Below are 19,914 nucleotides of genomic sequence, written 5' to 3'. Positions count from 1 at the left end.
CCGTCGGCGTCCGGATCACGGGCGCCGACGGCGGCACTTCACGGCCGCTCGCCGGCCGCCGTCCCGTCGGGCCCGGCTCCGGCCGCCGGCTCCGCCCCGCCCGCCGGGGTGACCGCGGTCCCGCCGGCCGCGGCGCGGTCGTGGTAGACGTCGCGGTCGATCGCGTCGTCCGGGTGCGCGACGAGCATCGCCACCAGGGTGTCCGCGTTGACGTTGAGGAACGTGCGGAGGATCCCGGTGAACCAGTCGACGGCGATCAGCAGCCCGGCCGCCTCCAGCGGCAGGCACGGTGGGACAGGCGACGGCGGAGCTCGTCGTGGTCACGGCGACGGCCGTCTGCTCGGCGAGTTTGCGCGGGAGCCGCCACCGGCTGAGCCGGGTCCGCAGCGCGACGATCGCGACGAACAGCACCGTCAGCGCGACGACGCCCAGCAGGTTCGTCCCGAGGTAGGCCGGCGCCGAGCCGACGACCGCGAACCCGACCCTGCCGGACAGGTCGGCGAGCAGCGCGAAGACGCCGATCGGCGCGACGTACATGACGATCCGGATGAGACCGAGCAGGATCTGCTGGAGCTGGTCGATCACGTTCAGCGCCAGCGCGTTCCCGGTGGCCCGGACGTGCCGGTTGAGCGCGACCCCGAACAGCAGCGAGAACACGATGATCGGCACCATCGCGGCCTCGGCCATCGACTCGACGGTATTGGTGGTGAAGAAGCCCAGGACGGTGTCCTGCCAGCCCGCCGGGTGCGCGTCCGGGTCCGCCGGTGCGGGATCGACGGCGCCGAGGCCGACCATCCCGGCGCCGGGCCGGAGCAGCAGGCCGAGTACCACCGCCACCACGGCCGACACCGCGGAGAGCCCGAGCATCCAGCCGAAGGTCCGGGCCGCGACCCGCCCGGTCCCGGCGCCGCTCATCGACCCGGTGGCGGTGATCGAGGTCATGACGAGCGGCACACGACGGCGGCGACGGCGATCCGGGCCGCGGGATGTCTCAGGGCGGAGAGCGTCATGTCGTCCCTTCGTCGCCGGCCGGTCGCCCGGTCCGGCGTGTGGATCATGGATCCGGGCGACGCCAACGACGGGATGTTGCGACCGCGGCTCGGTGGGATGTCCCCGTGTTACCCGGGGGAGCCGACGGTGCTGCGGGACGGCGGGCGCTCAACCGGGCCGCACCTCCGACAGGGCGTCGGTGAGCAGTGCGACCAGGGCCTCGAGCTGCACGTCGGCCGAGGACGGGCCGTCGTTCTCGATGCCGTCCAGCGCCTGCGCGGCCAGCCCCTCCTTGCTGTCGATCAGCTCGGCGATCCGGGCGTCGATCGTCTGCGCGGCGATGATCCGCCAGGCGGTGACCGGCTGGTCCTGGCCGATGCGGTGGCTGCGGTCGATCGCCTGGGTCTGCTCGGCGGCGGTCCAGGACAGCTCTGCGAGCACGATGTTCGACGCGACCTGCAGGTTGATCCCGACCCCCGCCGCGGTCAGCGAGCACACCGCGATCGAGACGCCCGGGTCGCCGGTGAAGGCGTCGATGTTGCGCTGCCGGGCGGCGGAGGTCTGGTCGCCGCGGATCGAGGCGATCCGCAGGCCCGCTCGGGCGAACGTCTGCTCGGCGGCGTCCATCACGTCGACGTGCTTGGCGAAGAAGACGACCTTGCCGGCGCTGCGCGCGAGCTGGGCGGCGTAGTCGGCGGCGAGCGCCGCCTTGGCCCGGCCGATCCGGCGCATCATGCCGAACACGTTGTCGCCGGACTTCGAGCCGATCGCGTCCTTCTGCTCCCACTTCGCGACCTGGCGCACCAGGTCGTGGTCGATGCCCTCGACGACGGCGCGGGAGCTGCGGTTGGCGAGCGCCTCGGAGTAGCGGGCCACCATCCGCCGGGCGAGATCGCGCTCGGCGGCCCGGATCGAGCGCCCGTCGGCACCGTCCAGCTCGACCGGGAGATCGGCGATCCGGCGGGCCGGGATGTCCGCGGCCACGTCGATCTTGCGCCGGCGCACGATGCCCATGTCCACGACGCACTGCCGGGCGGCGGGCTCGAACCGCGCGTCGGCCGGGGTCATGCCGGTGGCGGTGAGCGCGTCCATCAGCTCGGCCCGCGGCTTCTTCTCGTCGATCCAGCCGAGGAACTGCCAGATGGCGAGGAAGTCCTCGATGTCGTTGATCAGCGGCGTCCCGGTGAGCGCCATCATCAGCGGCCGGGTGGTGACGGCGCGGATGCGGTCGGACAACGCGAGCACGTGCTGCGAGCGCTGGGAGCTCTTGTTCTTGATGAAGTGCGCCTCGTCGACGACCATCCCGCGGAAGCCGAACTCGCCGAGCCAGCCGACGTGCCGGTCCAGGATCTCGTAGTTCACGACGACGATGTCGGCGAATCCGTCGATCGAGTCCCCGTTGCCGTAGATCACGGTGGCCGGGCGGCGCGGGGTCCACCGCTGGGCCTCGCGGACCCAGTTCGTCTTGACGACGTTGGGCACGACGACCAGCAGCGGATAGGCGTTTGCGGCCTCGGCGGCCAGCAGGGCCTGCGCGGTCTTGCCCAGCCCCGGCTCGTCGGCGAGCAGGAACGTGCGGTGCCCGGCGGCCGCGGATGCGACCAGGCGGGCCTGGTGTGCCATCAGCGCCGGGCCCTCCGGCCCGGTGTGCTCCGGCGGCTCGGGGAGCTCCATGCAGGTCGACGCGCCGGTCGCGGCCCGTTCGAACGACCGCAGCAGCGGCTCGAGCAGCTCCCAGCCCGACAGCGGCGTCGGCCGCGGCCCGGCCGGCCGGGGCGCCGAGAAGTCGGGCGCCAGGAACGGGTTCGCCAGCTGCCGGGACACGACCGCCTGCGGCACGACCCCGGGCCGGGTCGGCTCGGGCGGAGCCGGCACCGGCTCGGCGACCTCCTCGGTCGCCTCCTCGACGCCGACCGAGCGCAGCACCTCGCGGGACATCGAGCGGGCCTCGTCGGACACCACCGCGTCCTCGGAGAGCAGGGCCAGCAGCGCCGCGTCGCGCACCGCGGTGGAGGCCAGGTTGGTCGCGATCGTGTCGAGCCGCTTGAGCTGCTCGGCCCGCTGCGCCTCGGTGGACTTCTGGTCGCCCAGCACCCGGGCCCGCTCGTTGCGCAGCAACAGCGCGATCGCCTGGAACTTGGTGCGGGTCTCGGCGGTCACCCGACCGTTCCGCCGAGCGGCCTGGACCTCACGGACCGAGCGCGCGAGCACCGACATGATGTCCCCGCCGTCGCGGCCGCGACGGCGGTCCCGCGGGGCGTCACGGCGCGCCCTGGTCTGCGGCCGGCCTTGTCGAGCCAAGAACTCCTCCTCCGGAGTACCCGGCGGGACCACCGCAGCGGCCCCGCCGCGCATGCTGCTGCGGTCGGGGTGGCGGACGTCGCGGGAGGAGGAGCCGGATGGCCCATCCCCGATGCGACCCGACCCGTAGGTCTGTGGGAGATCGCCGTCGCAGGGCCGAACAGTCCGAACACGGAGCTGGGCGCCACGACGGGCATCCCGGACGCCCTCCGTCGATGATAACCCGACGGGCCGCGGCCGACGAGCGGCGCCGGTGCGCCGGTGGGGTGACGGGGGAGCCCGGCGGGCCGGGCACGGCCGGCAGCAGGCACGAGCCGAACCTCCGGCGGCCGGTGGCCCGGTCCGTCGGCACCGCGCGGACCAGGGCCTGCCCGTCGGGGAGCAGGCCCTGGTCCGCCGGCACGTCACTCGTGCCGCAGCGCCTCCACCGGGTCCTTGCGGGCGGCCCGCAGCGCGGGCAGCGTACCGGCGAGGAACGCGACGGCGACGATCACCGCGATCACCGCGAACACGGTGCCGGGGGCGAAGGCGATCAGCGTGAACCCGGGCAGGTCGGCGAACAGCGACCCGGCGAGCGCCGCGCTGATCGCGGTACCGGCCACGATCGCGATCACCGCCCCGAGGATGCTGCCGAGCAGCCCGAGGAACCCGGCCTCCAGGCTGAACAGGGCGAACATCCGGGCGCGGCCCATCCCCATCGCCTGCATGAGCCCGATCTCGCGGGTCCGTTCCTGCACCGACATGAGCAGCGTGTTCACGATGCCCAGCCCGGCGGCGACGAGTGCGATCCCGGCGAACGCGTTCAGCACCAGCACGATCGTGTCGATCACCGAGGTGAAGGCGCCGATCTGGTCCTCGATCGTCCGGCCCTCGAACCCGGCGTCGACCAGCCGGTCCTTCAGCGCGGTGAGCTCCTCGGGGGTGATGTCCGCGGCGTACTGCACGGTGGCCTGGGACCACCGGTCCACCTGGTCGGCGGGCAGGCCGACCTGCTGCAGGTCGTACACCGCGTCGGACAGTGCGTCGTTGACCGTCACGCCCGGGGCGGCCGGCCCGGCGAGGGTGTCCTCGGTGACGCCGACGATCGTGCCCTGCACGGTCTGCTCGGCACCGGCGCCGTCGGTGAGACCGAGCGTGATGGTCTTGTCGATCGCGTCCGCGGCGTCGGTGAAGCCGAGCGGATCGACGTAGCCGAGCGGGATGGTGAGCTGGCGGGCGTCGCCGGTGCCGTCCGGGGCGGTGCCCTCGGTGCGCTCCTGGGTCTGGCCGGGGAGCAGGGTCGACGCGGCCGTCGCGTAGCGGGTGCCGGACCCGTACTGGATGAAGTCGACGGCCAGCGACCGGATCGGCGCCGCGTCCTCGACCCCGTCGATGCCGGCGAGGGTGTCGATGTCGGCCTGCGTCATCACGGTCGTCGTGGTCGGCGGGCCGGGCTGGTCGGAGGTGACCGCGTCCGGGTCGTAGACGGGCGGCCCGTCGGTCTCGGTGGCGACGTCGGCGTCGGAGCGCTTGACGACCGTCATCACCTCGCTGGATCCCAGCGAGGACACGGTGCTGTCGATGAACCGGTTGATGCCGGTCCCGGCGCCGTTGGTCAGGGTGAGGGTGAAGGCGCCGACGAAGATCGCCAGCACGGTCAGCAGGGTCCGCGCCCGGGCCCGGAACAGGCTGCCGGCCGCGGTGCGGACCAGGTCGCGCGTCCTCATGCCGCCGCCACCTCGCCGGTGACGATCCGGCCCTCGCGCAGCTGCAGCGTGCGGTCGCAGCGGGCGGCCAGCTTGTCGTCGTGGGTGACGATCACCAGCGCGATGCCCTGCTCCCGGTTCAGCGTGAACAGCAGGTCCTCGACGACGCCGCCGGTCACCCCGTCGAGGTTGCCGGTGGGTTCGTCGGCGAAGACGATCCGCGGGTTCCCGACGATCGCCCGGGCGATCGCCACCCGCTGCTTCTGCCCGCCGGACAGGTCGGTGGCCCGGCTGGACGCCTTGTCGGCGAGCTCCAGCTGCTCCAGGGTCGCCATCGCGCGCTCCCGGCGGACCCGCGGGGCCAGCCCGGCGATCTTCAGCGGCAGCATCACGTTCTCCAGCACCGTCTGGTCGGGGGAGAGCAGGAACTGCTGGAAGACGAAGCCGAACGTCTTGTTGCGCGCCCGGTTCAGCCGCGACCGGCGCAGCTCCCAGGTGTCGCGGTGGTCGAGCAGGATGGTGCCGTCGGTCGGCTCGTCCAGCAGCGCGAGCAGGTGCATCAGGGTGGACTTGCCGGAACCGCTGCGGCCGACGACGGCCAGGCTCTCGCCCTCGTAGACGTCCATCGAGACGCCGCGCAGTGCCTCCGAGCCGCCGACCGCGCTCCGGTAGGTCTTCCGCACGTTGCGCGCGGACAGTATGGCCTCGTTCATGGTGTCCGTTCTCTTCCGTGGCTGGTCGGCACAGCCTCGCCGCAGACGTGCGCGCCGGGCATCGGCCCGTGGGTGTCTTCCCGTGTACCGCAACCGCAGTACCCGGATGCACAACCGGCGGGGGAGGGCCCGGACGCCCGCCGGGTGGACAATGGGCCGGTGCCCGGGACCGTGATCGGACCGCCGCGTCGGCTGATCCCGGTGTGGCTCACCGACGTGGCGGTGACCCTGCTGGTGCTCGGCGCGGCGTTCGCCCCGGTGGCCGGCCGGTTCGGCGAGGTGAGCCCGCTGGGCCCGGCGCTGGAGGCGTTGCCGGCCGTGCTGCTCTGGCTGCGCCGCCGGTACCCGGTGGCGGTGCTCGCCGCCTGCACGGCGTGCTTCGTCGGCGCGCTGTTCACCGCGGTGATCACGCCGCTGTCGGTGTTCGCGGTCGCCGTCGCGATGTTCGCCTGCGCCGACCACCACGGGCGGCGGTTCACCGTCGCCGCGTACCTCGCCGTGCTGGCCGTCGTCGTGCCGGCGACGCTCGTCGCCGCGATCGGCTCCGGGCACCCGCCGCTGACGATCCAGATCGCGGTGACGATCGGGTTCGCCGCGGCGCTCGGGGACAGCACCCGCAGCCGCCGCGACTACATCGCCTCGATCACCGCGCGCGCCGAGAACGCCGAGGCGACCCGGGAGATCGAGGCGGTCCGCCGGGTCACCGAGGAGCGGCTGCGGATCGCCCGCGACCTGCACGACGTCGTCGCCCACCAGATCGCGGTGATCAGCCTGAACGCCGGCGTCGCCTCGGCGAACCTGCACGGCGGGCCGCCCGCCGCGACCGACGCGCTGGCCACCATCCGGTCCGCGGCCCGTCGGGTGCTGGGCGACATCGGCGACCTGCTCGCCGTGCTGCGGGCCGACGACGACCAGCCACCGGTCTCCCGCCCGGGCCTGCACCAGCTGCCCGAGCTCGTCGAGTCGCTGTCGGTGTCCGGGCTGGAGGTGACGGTCCGGCGGACCGGCGAGATCCCGCCGACGCTCTCGCCGGCCACCGACGTCGTCGCCTACCGGGTGCTGCAGGAGGCGCTGACCAACGTGCTCAAGCACGGCAGCGAGTCCCGGGCACACGTGCTGGTCGCGGCCGGCCGGGACACGCTGCGGCTGCTGGTCACCAATCCGGTGTCCGACGCCGGTCCGGCGGGCCGCCCGGGGACCGGTGGGTACGGTCTGAACGGGATCCGGGAGCGGGCGGCGTCGGTCCGCGGCCGGGTCAGCGCCGAGGAGCGCAACGGGATCTTCCGGCTGGACGTGCACCTGCCCGTCCCGGCCGCGGTGGGGGAGGGGAACCGATGCCGGACGTCGTGATCGTCGACGACCAGCCGCTGATCCGGTCCGCGATCCGCGGCCTGCTCGACGCCGACCCGGAGGTGACCGTGGTCGGTGAGGCCGGCGACGGCGTCGAGGCGCTGGAGGTGATCGCCGCGACCAGGCCGGACGTGGTGCTGATGGACATCCGGATGCCCCGCCTCGACGGCATCCGGACGACCGCCGCGCTGTGCGCCGACGACCGGTTCGCCGACATCCGGGTGCTGGTACTCACCACCTTTGAGGAGGACGGCTACGTGGTCGCCGCGCTGCGGGCGGGCGCCAGCGGGTTCATCGGCAAGGGCGCCGAGCCGGACGACATCCCGCGCGCGGTCCGCGCGATCCACGATGGCGAGGCGCTGCTGTCGCCCGCGGCGACCCGGGCGCTGATCGAGAAGTACCTGACCGTCAGCCGGGCCGCGGACCAGGAACCCGGCGGGCACACCGGGCCGCCGCTGGAGACGCTCACCGCGCGCGAGCGGGAGGTGCTGGAGCTGGTCGCCCGGGGCCGGTCCAACCAGGAGCTGGCCGCGGAGCTGGTGATCTCGCCGCTGACGGTGAAGACGCACGTCAACCGGATCATGACCAAGATCGGGGCGCACGACCGGGCACAGGTGGTCATCTACGCCTACGAGAGCGGGCTGGTCGTCCCGTCGCCGCCGCAGGGGTGACCCGGCGGGTCTCCCCGGCCAGGCGCGGCCCGGTGAACTCGACGGTCACCGGCTCGGCGGGCGGCTCCTGGCCGACCAGCCCGAGCGCGCGCCGAGCGCACTCCCGGCCGAACTCGCGCGGCCGCAGGTCGAGCGCGAGCACCTCGGCGCCCAGCGCGTCGGTGACCGAGGAGCGGATGTAGGCGGCGACGGCGGTGTCGTGGTGGCCGTGCTCGCGCAGCCAGGTCGCGACCGAGCCGGCGGTGCTGTCCGTGCCGACCAGCAGCACGTCCGGCTGCGCGGCCATCAGCGGGCCGAGCAGGTCCTGCACCCGCTCGTGCTCGGTGAACAGCACCTCGGTGACGATCGGCTCCCGGTCGAGCCGGGCGGACCAGTCGCGGTAGGCGCGCTGCAGGGCGCGGGCCCAGCCGGCGCCCGAGCCGGGGGCGAGCAGTGCGATCCGGTGGTGCCCGCGCGCGGCCAGCGCGTCCAGCACCGCCGTCGCGTGCCGGGCGTGGTCCACGGCGACCGTCACGGCGGGCCGGGGGAGTCCGTCCGGGACCTCCTCGGCCGCGACGACGGGCGCCCCACCGGTCAGCAGGTCACGCGCGACGGCGTCGTCCGCGGTCACGTCCAGCACGACGGCGGCGTCCAGTCCGACGTCGCGGGCGCCGTGCTCGCCGAGCAGCAGCACCGACATCCCGGCCTCGTCGCACGACTCGACCGCCCCGAACACGAACTCCATGTAGAACTCGTGGCTGGTCGCCCGGTGCGGCAGGTGCACGCCGAGCACGCCGTGCCGACGCCGCCGCAGGTTGCGCGCGGTCGCGTTGACCCGGTAGCCGAGCTCCTCGGCGACCCGCAGCACCCGCGCCCTGGTCTCCGCCGAGACCCGGCCGCGCCCGGACAGCGCGTACGACGCGGCGGCCACCGACACCCCGGCCCGCCCCGCGACGTCGCTCAGCTGGACGGCTCTGCGCGCCATCTCCCGGTCCTCCTCCTCGCTCATGCATCAATTTTCGTGCGTCTTTGTCGGATCGGGTTGACGGGCCCCTCGCCAAGCTCCTAGCCTTAGATTAATCGATTAATCAGCAACTTGCACCTCGGCACCGGGTGGTTCGTCGGGCACCATCGCCCCTTCCCGCTGCCCGATGTGCGTTCCGGCCCGGCCGCAGCCGTCCACCGGCGGCACCGGCCACGATCCGCCGGCCCGGGACCGGACCCGATCGGGAGGAGTGGAATCGGATGATCGTCACCCAGGGGTGGGTGTACTGCGACGTCCAGGGCTGCTGGACGCCACCGATCACCCACGACGTCACGGTCGCGACCGGCGGCTTCGATCCGCTGCTCCGCGCCCGCTGCAGCGAACACGGCTGGCAGCACCACGCGGACATCGACGTGTGCCCGGAGCACGTCGGGGACCTGGACAAGCTCGCGGTCGACCGCGGCGACCGGCCCGGCCTCGACGGCGGGCCGGACTGGTCGTGAGCCCGGCGGCCGGTCCGGGTCGGTGACACCGGCTCCCGGGTCGCCGCACCCTTTCCCCGTCCACCGCCCGGGTGCCATGCTGCCTTAACGATCGTTCAGCGCTGACGTGAGGACGGGTGATGGGCAGCGAACCCGACCGGGTGGCCGGGCTCGATCCGGAGCGGGTCGCCCGCTGGCTCACCGGCACCGTCGACGGGCTGGTCGGTCCGGTCCGGTTCGAGCTGGTCGCCGGCGGCCGCTCCAACCTGACCTTCCGGGTCGCCGACGCCGCTGGCACCGGGTACGCGCTACGCCGCCCGCCCACCGGCGGGGTGCTGTCCACCGCGCACGACATGGCGCGCGAGTGGCGGTTCCTGACCGCGCTGGCCCCGACCCCGGTGCCGGTCCCGCGGCCGGTCGCCTTCTGCGCCGATCCGGACGTCACCGGTGCGGAGTTCTACGTCATGGAGTTCGTCGAGGGCGTGGTGCTCGCCGGCGCCGGCGCCGGCGCCACGCTCGGCCCCGCCGCCTGCGCCCGGGCCGGCGAGCAGACCGTCGACGTGCTGGTCGAGCTGCACGCGCTCGACCCGGCCCGGACCGGGCTCGGCGACCTGGTCCGCCGCACCGGCTACCTGCAGCGCCAGCTGCGGCGCTGGCACGCCCAGCTGCACGCCTCGGCGGACCGGCTGCCCCAGCTCGCCGCCGATCTCGCGCTGCTCGACGAGGTGCACGACCTGCTGCTCGCACACGTCCCGCCGCAGCGCGCCGGGATCGTGCACGGCGACTACCGGCCGGGCAACGCGGTGTTCGGCCCGGACGGCACGCTGCGCGCCGTACTGGACTGGGAGCTGGCCACCACCGGGGACCCGATGGCCGATCTCGCCTGGCTGACCTCGGGCTGGCCGGACCCGGGCGAGGGCCTGGTGCCCACCACGTCCGGCCCGAGCACCGCGCCCGGCTTCCCGCGGCGCGCCGAGCTCGTCCGCCGCTACGCCGACCGGTCCGGCCGCGACGTCGCGGACCTGCCGTACTGGACGGCGTTCGCCCGCTGGCGGGCTGCCTGCATCAGCGCTGGCGTGCAGGCCCGCTACCTGGCGGGCCACATGGCCGACGACGGCCACCTGATCGAGGCGCGGGCGCGCGCCGAGCACGTGACGCAGCTGGGCCGGTCCGCCCGGTCCGCCCTGCGGGACGCGGGAATCTGACGAGGGGAACGGCGATGGCCTGGGATTTCTCGACCGAACCGGAGTTCGAGGAGAAGCTGGAGTGGATGCGCGGGTTCGTCCGCGACGAGATCATCCCGCTGGAGACGCTCGACCTGGAACCCGCCGAGCTGGACCGGCTGACGGCGCCGCTCAAGGCGGAGGTGCGGGCGCGTGGGCTCTGGGCCGCACACCTGCCGCCCGAGCTGGGTGGCGGTGGCTTCGGGCAGGTCCGGCTCGGCCTGATGCACGAGATCCTCGGCCGCTGCGTGTACGCGCCCGCCGTGTTCGGCAACAACGCCCCCGACTCGGGCAACGCCGAGCTGCTCGCCGTCGGCGCGAACGCCGAGCAGAAGCGGCGCTGGCTGGAGCCGCTGCTCGACGGCACGTTGCGCAGCGCGTTCTCGATGACCGAGCCCGGCGCCGGGGCCGATCCGACGCTGCTCACCACCCGGGCCGAGCGGGACGGCGACGGCTACCGGGTGAACGGCCACAAGTGGTTCACCTCGAACGGGTCGGTCGCCGACATCCTCGTCCTGATGGCCGTCACCGATCCGGACGCGCCGCCGCGCCGCCGGGCGTCGATCTTCGTCGTGCCCGCCGACGCGCCGGGCGTGCAGATCCTGCGGGACGTGCCGACGATGGGCGACCCGCACGAGCACTTCGGACGCCCCGGTGGGCACGCCGAGATCCACTACCGGGACGTGTGGGTGCCCGCCGAGAACCTGATCGGGGCGGAGGGCGACGGCTTCCTGCTCGCCCAGAAGCGGCTCGGGCCCGGCCGCATCCACCACTGCATGCGCTGGCTGGGCCAGTCCCAGCGGGCCTTCGACATGCTCTGCGAGCGGGCCGTCTCCCGGTACGCGCACGGCTCGGTGCTCGCCGAGAAGCAGATGGTGCAGGACTGGATCGCCACCTCGGCCGCCGAGATGACCGCGGCCCGGCTGATGACGCTGCAGGCGGCCTGGAAGATGGACCGGGGCGGCACGGCGGCCGCGCTGACCGACATCGCGATGATCAAGTTCTACGGCGCGGGCGTGCTGTACAACGTGATCGACCGGGCGGTGCAGGCGCACGGCTCGCTCGGCTACACCACCGACCTGCCGCTGGAGTCGATGTACCGGCACGCCAGGGCGGCCCGGATCTACGACGGCCCGGACGAGGTGCACAAGGTGACGGTCGCCCGGCGGGTGCTGCGCGACTACCCGCCCCGCGAGGTCCCCACCGAGCACGTGCCGACCCGGCGCGAGGCCGCCCGGGCGAAGTTCGCCGAGCTGCTCGACACGATGTCGGTCGGCTCGTGAGCGGCCGCTCAGCCGCGGTGGTCGACGATCCGCAGCGCGATGCCGGTGTAGCGCTCCGCCAGCTCGGCCGGCGTGATGCCGCCGCCCGGCTCGTACCACTGCACGATCGCGTTGCACGCGGCGACGACGGCCCGCCGGGCGTCGTCCGGGTGCGGGCAGCCGAACACCCCGCGGGCGACGCCGTCGTCGATGATGTCCGCCCACAGCCGGGTCGCGGCGCGGCGCAGCCCGGCCAGCCGCTCCCGGTTCGCGGGTTCCAGGTTGCGCCACTCCAGGGCGGCGATGTTGCTCTCCACCCGCCGGCTCACCCGGTACTCCACGGTGACCCGGACCAGCGCGCTCAGCCGCTCCGCCGGATCGTCGCCGATCCCGCGCAGCGCGCGGTCGCACCGCCCGAAGTAGTCGTGGGTGATCTCCTCCATCAGCGCGGCCAGCAGGTGCTGCTTGCTGGGGTGCCAGTAGTAGAGCGCGGACAGCGACAGCCCGGCCCGCCGGGCGATGTCCCGGATCGAGGTGCCGTGGTACCCGCGTTCGGCGAAGCTCTCCCGGGCGGCCGCCGTGATCGCCTCCCGGCCGCCGCCGCGCCGGGGCGCACCCGGGTGGATCTCCTCGGCGGTGCTCATCGGGTCAGCATGGCCCATCGGGCGGGTGCGCGGTCCGGCGGCGTGCGGACGGTGCGATGAGCGACCACAGCGAGATCCGGCTGGACCTCCCGACCGGTACCGGCTCCGGCTCCGGCACGGCCACGATCACCCTGCACCGCCCGGACCGGCTCAACGCCTTCACCGGCACGATGGCCCGCGAGCTGGTCGCCGCGTTCGACGCCACCGACGCCGACGAGTCGGTCCGGGTGGTGATCCTGACCGGCGCCGGGCGCGGCTTCTGCGCGGGCGCCGACCTGGGCCGCGGGGAGCGCTCCTTCGACGCCGACGACGCGGCCCGGGCCGCCGAGCGCGGCGACCTGGGCACCGTCGGCGGCGCCCCGCGGGACGCGGGCGGTGTCGTCTCGCTGCGGATCGCGGCGTCGGTGAAACCGGTGGTCGTGGCCGTCAACGGCCCGGCGGTCGGCATCGGCGCGACGATGATGCTGCCCGCCGACGTCCGGATCGCGGCCGCGTCGGCGCGCTTCGGGTTCGTGTTCGCCCGCCGCGGCCTGGTGCCGGAGGCGGCGTCGAGCTGGTTCCTGCCCCGGGTGGTCGGCATCTCGCAGGCGATGGAGTGGGTCGCCACCGGCCGGGTGTTCGACGCCGCCGAGGCGCTCGCCGGCGGTCTCGTCTCGCGGGTCGTGCCGGACGACGAGCTGATCGGCACCGCGCGGGCGCTCGCCGACGAGATCGCGCACAACACCTCCGCGGTGTCGGTCGCGCTCAGCCGCAGGCTGCTGTGGTCGATGCTGGGGGCGTCGTCGCCGTGGGAGGCGCACCGGCTGGACTCCGCCGCGATCCTCGAGCTCGGCCGCGGGGCGGACGCCCGGGAGGGCGTCTCCTCGTTCCTGGAGAAACGGCCGCCGCAGTTCCCGGACCGTGTCGCCGACCGGCTCGGCGTCGTCCCGGGCTGGCCGGAGCGGCCGGACGGGACGACCTGAGCGGCGCCGCAGGCCGGGCCGGGTCATCCCGTGCCCGCGCACTCCCGGGCCGCGCCGACGAAGTGGCCGACCGCGGGGGAGCGGTTGCGCCGGCGCCACGCCACCTGCAGCGCGACCGAGGGCACCTCGCCGGACAGCGGCCGGAAGGCGACGCCCGGCGGCCGCAGGTTGGCGTAGTACGACGGCTGCAGCGACACCCCGATCCCGGCCGCGACCAGGCTGAGCTGGGTCTCGATGTCGGCGCCCTCGGCGACGATCCGCGGGGTGAACCCGTGGTCGCGGCAGTAGCCGGTGATGATGTCGAAGAACTCGGCGCCCAGCGGCCGCGGCCACAGCACGAACGGCTCGTCGGCGAGCGCACCGGCGTCCACCGTGTCGTGCCGGGCCAGCGGATGGTCGCCGGGCAGCACGACCAGCAGCGGTTCGGTGACCAGCTCCTCGACGACCACCGCGTTCGTCGGCGCCGCCGAGCGGACCAGCCCGACGTCGAGCCGCTCCTCGGCGAGCATCACCATCTGGGCGGCGGTGTCGTGCTGGGACACCTCCATCCGCAGGTCCGGGAACCGGCCGCGGACCGTCCGCAGGATCCGCGGTGCGATCGAGGCGAGTGCGGTCCCGACCGAGCCGACGACGAGCAGCCCGCTGGCGCCCTCCGCGGCCTGCCGGACCCGCACCCCGGCGCGCTCGGCCTCGAACAGCACCCGCGGTGCGGCGTCGAGCAGCACCCGCCCGGCCGGGGTCAGCTCGGTCGCCCGGCTGGTGCGGTCGAACAGGGTCGCCCCGACGGCCCGCTCCAGGGTCCGGATCTGCTGGCTCAGCGCGGGCTGGCTGACGTGCAGCCGGGCCGCGGCCCGGCTGAAGTGCAGCTCCGCGGCGACCGTCAGGAACACCCGCAGCTGACGCAGCTCGACGTCCATCGTCGAATCATAAGGCTCTCCTTATCCCAGCATCGGGACGCCCGATCGCGGATCGGCCCCACGGCGGCGCCGGCCGGGTCAGGGTGGGGGCGCACCTACCCCCGGGAGATCCACAGTGAACACCGACCATCCCTTCGTCGTCGTCGGGTGCGGCGGCATCGGCTCCGCCGCGCTGTTCTGGCTCGCCCGCGCCGCCGCGCCGTACTCCCGCGTGCTCGGTCTGGAGCGGCACACCCTCGGCCACGACCACGGCGCGAGCCAGGACCACAGCCGGATCATCCGGCTCGCCCAGCACCAGGACGTCTACGCCGCGCTCGCCCCGCACGCCTACCGCACCTGGCGGCAGATCGAGAGCCTGTCCGGCCAGACCCTGGTGACCGAGACCGGCGGGCTGGTGATCGAGGACGTGCAGTCCCGCCGCGGGCTCGACACCGCCGGACGCGACATCGACGGCTACGCCGCGGTCGCCGCCCGGCACGGCGTCGACGTCGAGCTGCTCGACGCGGACGCGCTCACCGCGCGCTGGCCCCAGTTCCGGCTGCACGGCACCGAGCGGGCGCTGTACCAGCGGCGGTCCGGCATCCTCGACGCCCGCCGGGCGAACGCCACGCACATCGCGCTGGCCCGCGGGTACGGCGCGCAGGTCCGGGAGAACAGCCCGGTCCGGGCGCTGCACGACGCGGGCCGGTACGTCGAGGTCGTCACCGACGACGAGATCTACCGGGCCGAGCACGTCGTCGTCGCCGCCGACGCGCGCACCAACGAGGTGCTCGACGGCCTGGTCCCGGCCCTCCCGCTGACCGTCACCCAGGAGCAGGTCACCTACTACGCCACCCCGAACCTGCTCGACTTCGCACCCGGGCGGTTCCCGGTGTTCATGTGGCACGGCGCCGAGAACTACTACGGCTTCGGCGTGTACGGCGAGGTCGCCACCAAGCTCGGCCAGCACATGGGCGGCCCCGAGGTCACCGCCGACTCCCGGACCTTTGAACCGGACCCGTTGCGCCGCAAGCGGCAGGAGGAGTTCCTCGTCGAGCACGTGCCCGGCATGCTGGGGCCCGAGCTGTACACGAAGACCTGCCTCTACACGATCCCGCCGGACCAGCATCTGGTCCTCGGTCCGGTGCCGGGCGCGCCGCGGGTCAGCGTCGCGGTCGGCGCCGGGCACGCGTTCAAGTTCGCCTCGCTGCTCGGCCGGATCCTGGCCGAGCTCGCACTCTCCGGCCGCACCGGCTACCCGGTCGGGGCGTTCGCGCCCGACCGCCCGGCGCTCACCGATCCCGCCTTCCCGAGGTCGTTCCATGTCTGACACAGCGCTCTCCGGCCCAGCCCGGTCCGGCACGGCTCGGTCCGCCACGGTCACCACCGTCCTGCTCCGGCGGCCCGGCTGGTCGCTGCCGCAGGCCGCCTACACCGACCGGGACGTGTTCGACGCCGACCTGGAGCGGGTCTGGGCCGGCGGCTGGCTGTTCGCCGGGCACACCTGCGAGCTGGCCGGCCCCGGCGACTACCTCACCCGCGACGTCGGCCGGGACCGGGTGATCGTGGTCCGCGGCGACGACGGCGCCCTGCACGCCCACCACGACGTCTGCGCGCACCGCGGGTCCCGGCTCACCACCGCCGACCGCGGCTGCGTGCGCGCCTTCGTCTGCCCGTACCACCAGTGGGTCTACCGCACCGACGGCTCGCTGCGCTCGGCCCGGCTGATGGGGGAGGGCTTCGGGGTCGCCGGGCACCGGCTCGCGCCGGTCGCCGTCGCCGAGATCGAGGGGCTGGTGTTCGTCTGCCCGGCCGACGAGCCGCCGGACATCTCCGGGTTCGCCGCCGCGCTGGGCCCGCAGCTCGCACCGCACCGGCTCGCCGACGCCCGGATCGAGACCCGGCTGCACTACCGGGTCGCCGCCAACTGGAAGACGCTGGTGGAGAACAACCGGGAGTGCTACCACTGCGCGGGCAGCCATCCCGAGTTCACGCTGTCGAACTTCGATCTCGGGGTGAACGGCGACCTCCGCACCAACCCGCGCTACGACGCCGCCCGCGCGCGGGCGCACGCCCGCTGGGCCCGGCGCGGGCTCCCCTCGGCGGAGGTCAGCTTCCCGGACGGCGCCTGGTACAGGGTCGCCCGGCTGCCGCTGCGCGACGGGTTCGTCACCGAGTCGCTGGACGGCCGCCCGGTGGCGCCGTTCCTCGGCCGGCTCGGCGAGGCCGACGCCGGCAGCCTGCGCGTGGTCGGGCTGCCCGACATGTGGGCGCACGCCAACAGCGACTACGCGGTGACCACCCGGCTCACCCCGGTCGACGCCGGCACGACCGACGTCGAGCTGTGCTTCCTGGTGCGCGCCGACGCCGGTGCCGTCGACGTGGACGCCCTCACCGCGGTCTGGCGCGCCACCTCCGAGCAGGACTGGGCGCTGTGCGAGCAGGCGTATGCCGGGATCGCCTCCCGCGGCTACCGGCCGGGGCCGCTGTCCCCGGTCGTCGAGTCCTCGGTCGAGGCGTTCCTGGCCTGGTACGAGCGCGCGTTCCGCTGATCACACTCCTGTCGATCACTTGCCACGGCAAGTCATTGCGGGCGTAGTGTGCCGGTGGTGACCGAGGAACCGCCGCGCTGGCTCTCCGCCGAGGAGATGCAGGCGTGGCGGGCCCTGCTCGGGGTCATCATGTGGCTCCCGCCCGCGCTCGACGCGCAGCTGCGCCGGGACGCGGGGCTCGCGCACTTCGAGTACGCGCTGCTCGCCCAGCTGTCGATGAGCCCGGGGGACCGGGCCCGGATCAGCGATCTCGCCGTGCTCGCGAACGGTGCGCTGCCCCGGGTGTCCAAGGTGCTCGACCGGTTCGAGCAGCGCGGCTGGCTCACCCGCACACCCGACCCGTCGGACGGCCGCTACACCCTCGCCGTGCTGACCGCGCAGGGCCGCGCCGTCGTCGAGCGCAGCGCGCCCGGTCACGTCGAGCACGTCCGCGGGCTGGTCCTCGACCGGCTCACCCCGGCCCAGGTCCGGCAGCTGACCCGGATCGCCGACGCGGTCGGCCGGGCCGTCCGGCCGGAGCCGAACCCCACGCACACCGCCCGAACCGCACCGGAGGAACCATGACCACGACCGGCACCGCGAACGACGGCCGCACCGTCCCCGACGGCTTCCGCGATCTGCTCGCCGCCCCGTTCGCCACCCTGGCGACCAACGGTGCGAGCGGATGCCCGCAGGTCACCGCGGTCGCGTTCCTGCACGACGAGGACGACGACCTGATCAAGATCTCGCTCAACGACACCCGGCAGAAGACCCGCAACATGCGCCGCGACCCGCACGCCACGCTGTTCGTCGTCGACCCGCAGAACCCGGGGCGGACCCTGGAGGTGCGGGCCGACGTGGAGTTCGCCCCGGACCCGGACTTCGCCTTCTGCGCCCGCGCCGGCGCGAAGTACGGGCAGGATTTCCGGGCCAACGACCGGCCCGGGGAGACCCGCTCGATCGTCACCCTGCGGCCGCGGCGGGTCGTGGGCACCGACCTCTCCGGCTGACCTCCCGGGGGCCGCTCCGGCCGGTGATCCGGAGCACCCGCCGGTCCGGTTGACCGTGCCGCTGCGGCACGGTGTGTGCTCGGAGCCGAGCGCACCCGGACGGGGGCGCCGTCCCGTGGGAGGTAGGAGCATGCGCGGTACCGCGCGACCGGTCGGCACCCCCGTCACCTCGGAGCTGGTGCACGGCGCGCTGGAGCTGGAGCGGACCCCGGTCGGGATCCGGCCGCACCGGCTGCCGGCGGCGGCGCTGGCCCGGGGCGGCGATCCGCAGCTGGCGATGGCCGAGGCGCAGCCGTCGGGCGTCCGGCTGGTCGCGGAGACCGGGGCGCGCAGCGTCGAGCTGACGGTGCTCACGACCCGGTTCGGGTTCCGCGGGCTGCCCGCGCGGCCGCCCGGGGTGTTCGAGCTGGTCGTCGACGGCCGCCCGGTCGCCCGGTCGATCCCGGACACCGCCACCACGGTCACCGTCGATCCCGCCACCGGCACCCGGGAGACCAGCACCGCCGAGCCCGCGACGATCGTGTTCGACGATCTCCCCGCCGGCCGCAAGCTGGTGGAGATCTGGCTGCCGCACAACGAGACCGTCGAGATCGCCGGGCTGCGGGTCGACGCCGCGCTGGATCCCGCCCCGGGCCGGCGCCCGCGGTGGCTGCACCACGGCAGCTCGATCAGCCACGGTTCGGGCGCCGAGCACCCGCTGGGCACCTGGCCCGCGGTCGCCGCCACCGCGGCCGGTCTCGACCTGGTCAATCTGGGCTTCGGCGGCAGCGCGCTGCTGGACCCGTTCATCGCCCGCACGATCCGGGACACCCCGGCCGACCTGATCAGCATCAAGATCGGGATCAACCTGGTGAACGCCGACCTGATGCGGCTGCGCGCGTTCGGCCCCGCCGTGCACGGGTTCCTCGACACGATCCGGGACGGGCACCCGGACACCCCGCTGGTCGTGGTCTCGCCGGTGCACTGCCCGATCCACGAGGACACGCCGGGGCCGGGTGCGTTCGACCCGGCCGCGCTCGCCCGCGGCGAGCTGCGGTTCGTCGCGACCGGCGACCCGGCCGAGGTCGCCGCCGGGAAGCTCACCCTGCGCGTGGTGCGCGAACAGCTGGCCCGGATCGTCGCCGAGCGCAGCGCCGACGACCCGGACCTGCACCACGTCGACGGGCTGTCGCTCTACGGCCCGGACGACGCCGTCGCGCACCCGCTGCCCGACGACCTGCACCCGGACGCCGCCACCCACCTGCAGATGGGCGAACGGTTCGCCGCGCGGCTGCGCGCGGTGCGATCGCCGGCCTGACCGCTCAGCGGTGCGGCCCGGGGGCGGCCAGCGCCGGGATGTCGGGATGGTCGAGCAGCGCCTCGACGACCGCGTCCACCGCCGCCCGCAGCGCGGTCCCGCGGCGGCGCACGATCGCCACGTTGCGCTGCACCGGCGTGGTCAGCTCCCGGGTGACGACGCCGTGGCCCGCCGTCACCGCGAGCGCCGGCAGCAGGGCCACCGAGCGGCCCGCCTCGACGTGCTGCAGGGTCAGCAGGTAGTTGCCGAACCGGCAGGCCACCTGCGGCTCGAAGCCGGACTCCCGGCACAGCCGCCGGGTCAGCTCGTCCATGTAGGAGCCCGGCCGGTCGCAGGCCCACAGCTCGCCGGCGCAGGCGGCGAGATCGACCACCCGGCGCCGGGCCAGCGAGTGGCCGGCCGGCAGCACCAGCACGACCGGGTCCACCCCGAGCGGCACGATCTCCAGGTCCGGGCTCCACGGGAACTCGACGAAGTCGGTGGTGGTGACGACGACGTCCAGCTCGCCGGTGCGCAGCGCCGGCCCGCTCTCGTGCGGCTCGGCCTCGACCAGCTCGACGTGCAGGTGCGGATGCGACCCGGTGAGCCGGGCGGCGGCCGGGACGGCGAGCGGATGGATCGCGCTCTGGAACACGCCGAGCCGCACGGTGCCGATCGGCTCGTCGTTCAGCGCGCGCAGCTCCGCCTCGGCCTCGGCCATCCGGTCCAGGATCTCCCGGCCGCGCCGGGCCAGCGCGATCCCGGTCCGGGTCAGCCGGACCCGGCGCCCGGACCGCTCCAGCAGCGTGCTGCGGGTCTCGGTCTCCAGCACGGCGAGCTGCTGGGACACCGTCGACGGGCTCAGGTGCAGCGTCTCGGCGACCGCGCGGACGGTGCCCAGGCTGTCGAGCAGCGCGAGCATCCGCAGCCGCCAGGGGTTCAGCATCCCGGCAG

General features: G+C 74.5%; 19 protein-coding genes. 11 read left to right on the top strand and 8 right to left on the bottom strand.

The features are described 5' to 3' along the window. Positions 1-15: 15 nt before the first annotated feature. The 4 genes from ACVJO7_RS20765 to ACVJO7_RS20750 all read right to left on the bottom strand — a co-directional run bounded on the left by ACVJO7_RS20765 (position 16) and on the right by ACVJO7_RS20750 (position 5,689). Complete coding sequence (locus tag ACVJO7_RS20765; protein ID WP_491674259.1) at positions 16-942, bottom strand: dicarboxylate/amino acid:cation symporter; 927 nt, start codon at positions 940-942, stop codon at positions 16-18. 216 nt (positions 943-1,158) lie between these two features. Then, positions 1,159-3,207 (bottom strand): DEAD/DEAH box helicase, encoded by a 2,049-nt coding sequence (locus ACVJO7_RS20760; RefSeq protein WP_491674337.1) that lies wholly within the window; start codon positions 3,205-3,207, stop codon positions 1,159-1,161. Between the two features lie 488 nt (positions 3,208-3,695). Then, complete coding sequence (locus ACVJO7_RS20755) at positions 3,696-4,997, bottom strand: ABC transporter permease (RefSeq protein WP_491674258.1); 1,302 nt, start codon at positions 4,995-4,997, stop codon at positions 3,696-3,698. Next, positions 4,994-5,689, bottom strand: a complete 696-nt coding sequence (locus ACVJO7_RS20750) for an ABC transporter ATP-binding protein (protein ID WP_491674257.1) — start codon at positions 5,687-5,689, stop codon at positions 4,994-4,996. Before ACVJO7_RS20750 ends, ACVJO7_RS20755 begins: the two co-directional genes overlap by 4 nt. 159 nt (positions 5,690-5,848) lie before the next feature. Between ACVJO7_RS20750 and ACVJO7_RS20745 the strand changes: the two genes are divergently transcribed. Next, positions 5,849-7,039, top strand: a complete 1,191-nt coding sequence (locus tag ACVJO7_RS20745; protein WP_491674256.1) for a sensor histidine kinase — start codon at positions 5,849-5,851, stop codon at positions 7,037-7,039. Continuing rightward, a complete protein-coding gene (locus ACVJO7_RS20740) occupies positions 7,024-7,710 on the top strand; it encodes a response regulator (RefSeq protein ID WP_491674255.1) in 687 nt (228 codons plus the stop codon). Before ACVJO7_RS20745 ends, ACVJO7_RS20740 begins: the two co-directional genes overlap by 16 nt. Here ACVJO7_RS20740 and ACVJO7_RS20735 read toward each other — a convergent pair. Continuing rightward, positions 7,658-8,698 carry a LacI family DNA-binding transcriptional regulator gene (locus tag ACVJO7_RS20735; RefSeq protein WP_491674254.1) on the bottom strand — a complete coding sequence of 347 codons (1,041 nt, stop codon included), beginning with the start codon at positions 8,696-8,698 and terminating at the stop codon, positions 7,658-7,660. The genes ACVJO7_RS20740 and ACVJO7_RS20735 overlap by 53 nt on opposite strands. A gap of 236 nt (positions 8,699-8,934) precedes the next feature. Between ACVJO7_RS20735 and ACVJO7_RS20730 the strand changes: the two genes are divergently transcribed. The 3 genes from ACVJO7_RS20730 to ACVJO7_RS20720 all read left to right on the top strand — a co-directional run bounded on the left by ACVJO7_RS20730 (position 8,935) and on the right by ACVJO7_RS20720 (position 11,662). Beyond that, positions 8,935-9,177, top strand: coding sequence for a hypothetical protein (locus tag ACVJO7_RS20730; RefSeq protein WP_491674253.1), 243 nt, complete (start codon positions 8,935-8,937; stop codon positions 9,175-9,177). A gap of 119 nt (positions 9,178-9,296) precedes the next feature. Next, positions 9,297-10,361, top strand: coding sequence for a phosphotransferase family protein (locus ACVJO7_RS20725; RefSeq protein ID WP_491674252.1), 1,065 nt, complete (start codon positions 9,297-9,299; stop codon positions 10,359-10,361). A 14-nt stretch (positions 10,362-10,375) separates the two neighbouring features. Then, a complete protein-coding gene (locus tag ACVJO7_RS20720; RefSeq protein ID WP_491674251.1) occupies positions 10,376-11,662 on the top strand; it encodes an acyl-CoA dehydrogenase family protein in 1,287 nt (428 codons plus the stop codon). A gap of 8 nt (positions 11,663-11,670) precedes the next feature. On the opposite strand, the gene ACVJO7_RS20715 is transcribed toward ACVJO7_RS20720, so the two are convergent. Further along, positions 11,671-12,285, bottom strand: a complete 615-nt coding sequence (locus ACVJO7_RS20715; RefSeq protein WP_344017905.1) for a TetR/AcrR family transcriptional regulator — start codon at positions 12,283-12,285, stop codon at positions 11,671-11,673. A 56-nt stretch (positions 12,286-12,341) separates the two neighbouring features. Here ACVJO7_RS20715 and ACVJO7_RS20710 point away from each other — a divergent pair, with 56 nt between their 5' ends. After that, positions 12,342-13,247 (top strand): enoyl-CoA hydratase-related protein, encoded by a 906-nt coding sequence (locus ACVJO7_RS20710; RefSeq protein WP_491674250.1) that lies wholly within the window; start codon positions 12,342-12,344, stop codon positions 13,245-13,247. Positions 13,248-13,270: 23 nt separating this feature from the next. Here the strand turns inward: ACVJO7_RS20710 and ACVJO7_RS20705 are convergent, their stop codons facing one another. Further along, complete coding sequence (locus ACVJO7_RS20705) at positions 13,271-14,164, bottom strand: LysR substrate-binding domain-containing protein (RefSeq protein WP_344017903.1); 894 nt, start codon at positions 14,162-14,164, stop codon at positions 13,271-13,273. Between the two features lie 115 nt (positions 14,165-14,279). Here ACVJO7_RS20705 and solA point away from each other — a divergent pair, with 115 nt between their 5' ends. The 5 genes from solA (at position 14,280) to ACVJO7_RS20680 (ending at position 18,981) form a co-directional block, all read left to right on the top strand. Beyond that, positions 14,280-15,473, top strand: coding sequence for an N-methyl-L-tryptophan oxidase (gene solA / locus ACVJO7_RS20700; RefSeq protein ID WP_491674249.1), 1,194 nt, complete (start codon positions 14,280-14,282; stop codon positions 15,471-15,473). Beyond that, a complete protein-coding gene (locus tag ACVJO7_RS20695) occupies positions 15,466-16,695 on the top strand; it encodes an aromatic ring-hydroxylating oxygenase subunit alpha (RefSeq protein ID WP_491674248.1) in 1,230 nt (409 codons plus the stop codon). The genes solA and ACVJO7_RS20695 overlap by 8 nt, the downstream gene beginning before the upstream one ends. Positions 16,696-16,752: 57 nt before the next feature. Continuing rightward, on the top strand, positions 16,753-17,259 hold the full coding sequence (locus ACVJO7_RS20690) for a MarR family winged helix-turn-helix transcriptional regulator (protein ID WP_491674247.1): 507 nt from the start codon (positions 16,753-16,755) through the stop codon (positions 17,257-17,259). Next, on the top strand, positions 17,256-17,684 hold the full coding sequence (locus ACVJO7_RS20685; protein WP_491674246.1) for a PPOX class F420-dependent oxidoreductase: 429 nt from the start codon (positions 17,256-17,258) through the stop codon (positions 17,682-17,684). The genes ACVJO7_RS20690 and ACVJO7_RS20685 overlap by 4 nt, the downstream gene beginning before the upstream one ends. A 130-nt stretch (positions 17,685-17,814) precedes the next feature. Continuing rightward, the gene (locus ACVJO7_RS20680) at positions 17,815-18,981 is read left to right on the top strand and encodes a GDSL-type esterase/lipase family protein (protein ID WP_491674245.1); all 1,167 of its coding nucleotides are present in this window, start codon (positions 17,815-17,817) and stop codon (positions 18,979-18,981) included. 4 nt (positions 18,982-18,985) lie between these two features. Here the strand turns inward: ACVJO7_RS20680 and ACVJO7_RS20675 are convergent, their stop codons facing one another. Then, a complete protein-coding gene (locus ACVJO7_RS20675; protein WP_491674244.1) occupies positions 18,986-19,906 on the bottom strand; it encodes a LysR family transcriptional regulator in 921 nt (306 codons plus the stop codon). Positions 19,907-19,914: the final 8 nt, after the last annotated feature.

The organism is Pseudonocardia sp. DxW, assembly GCF_058448985.1.
Note: the sequence above shows the minus strand (reverse complement) of the source record. Positions and strands in the feature narration are given on the sequence as shown.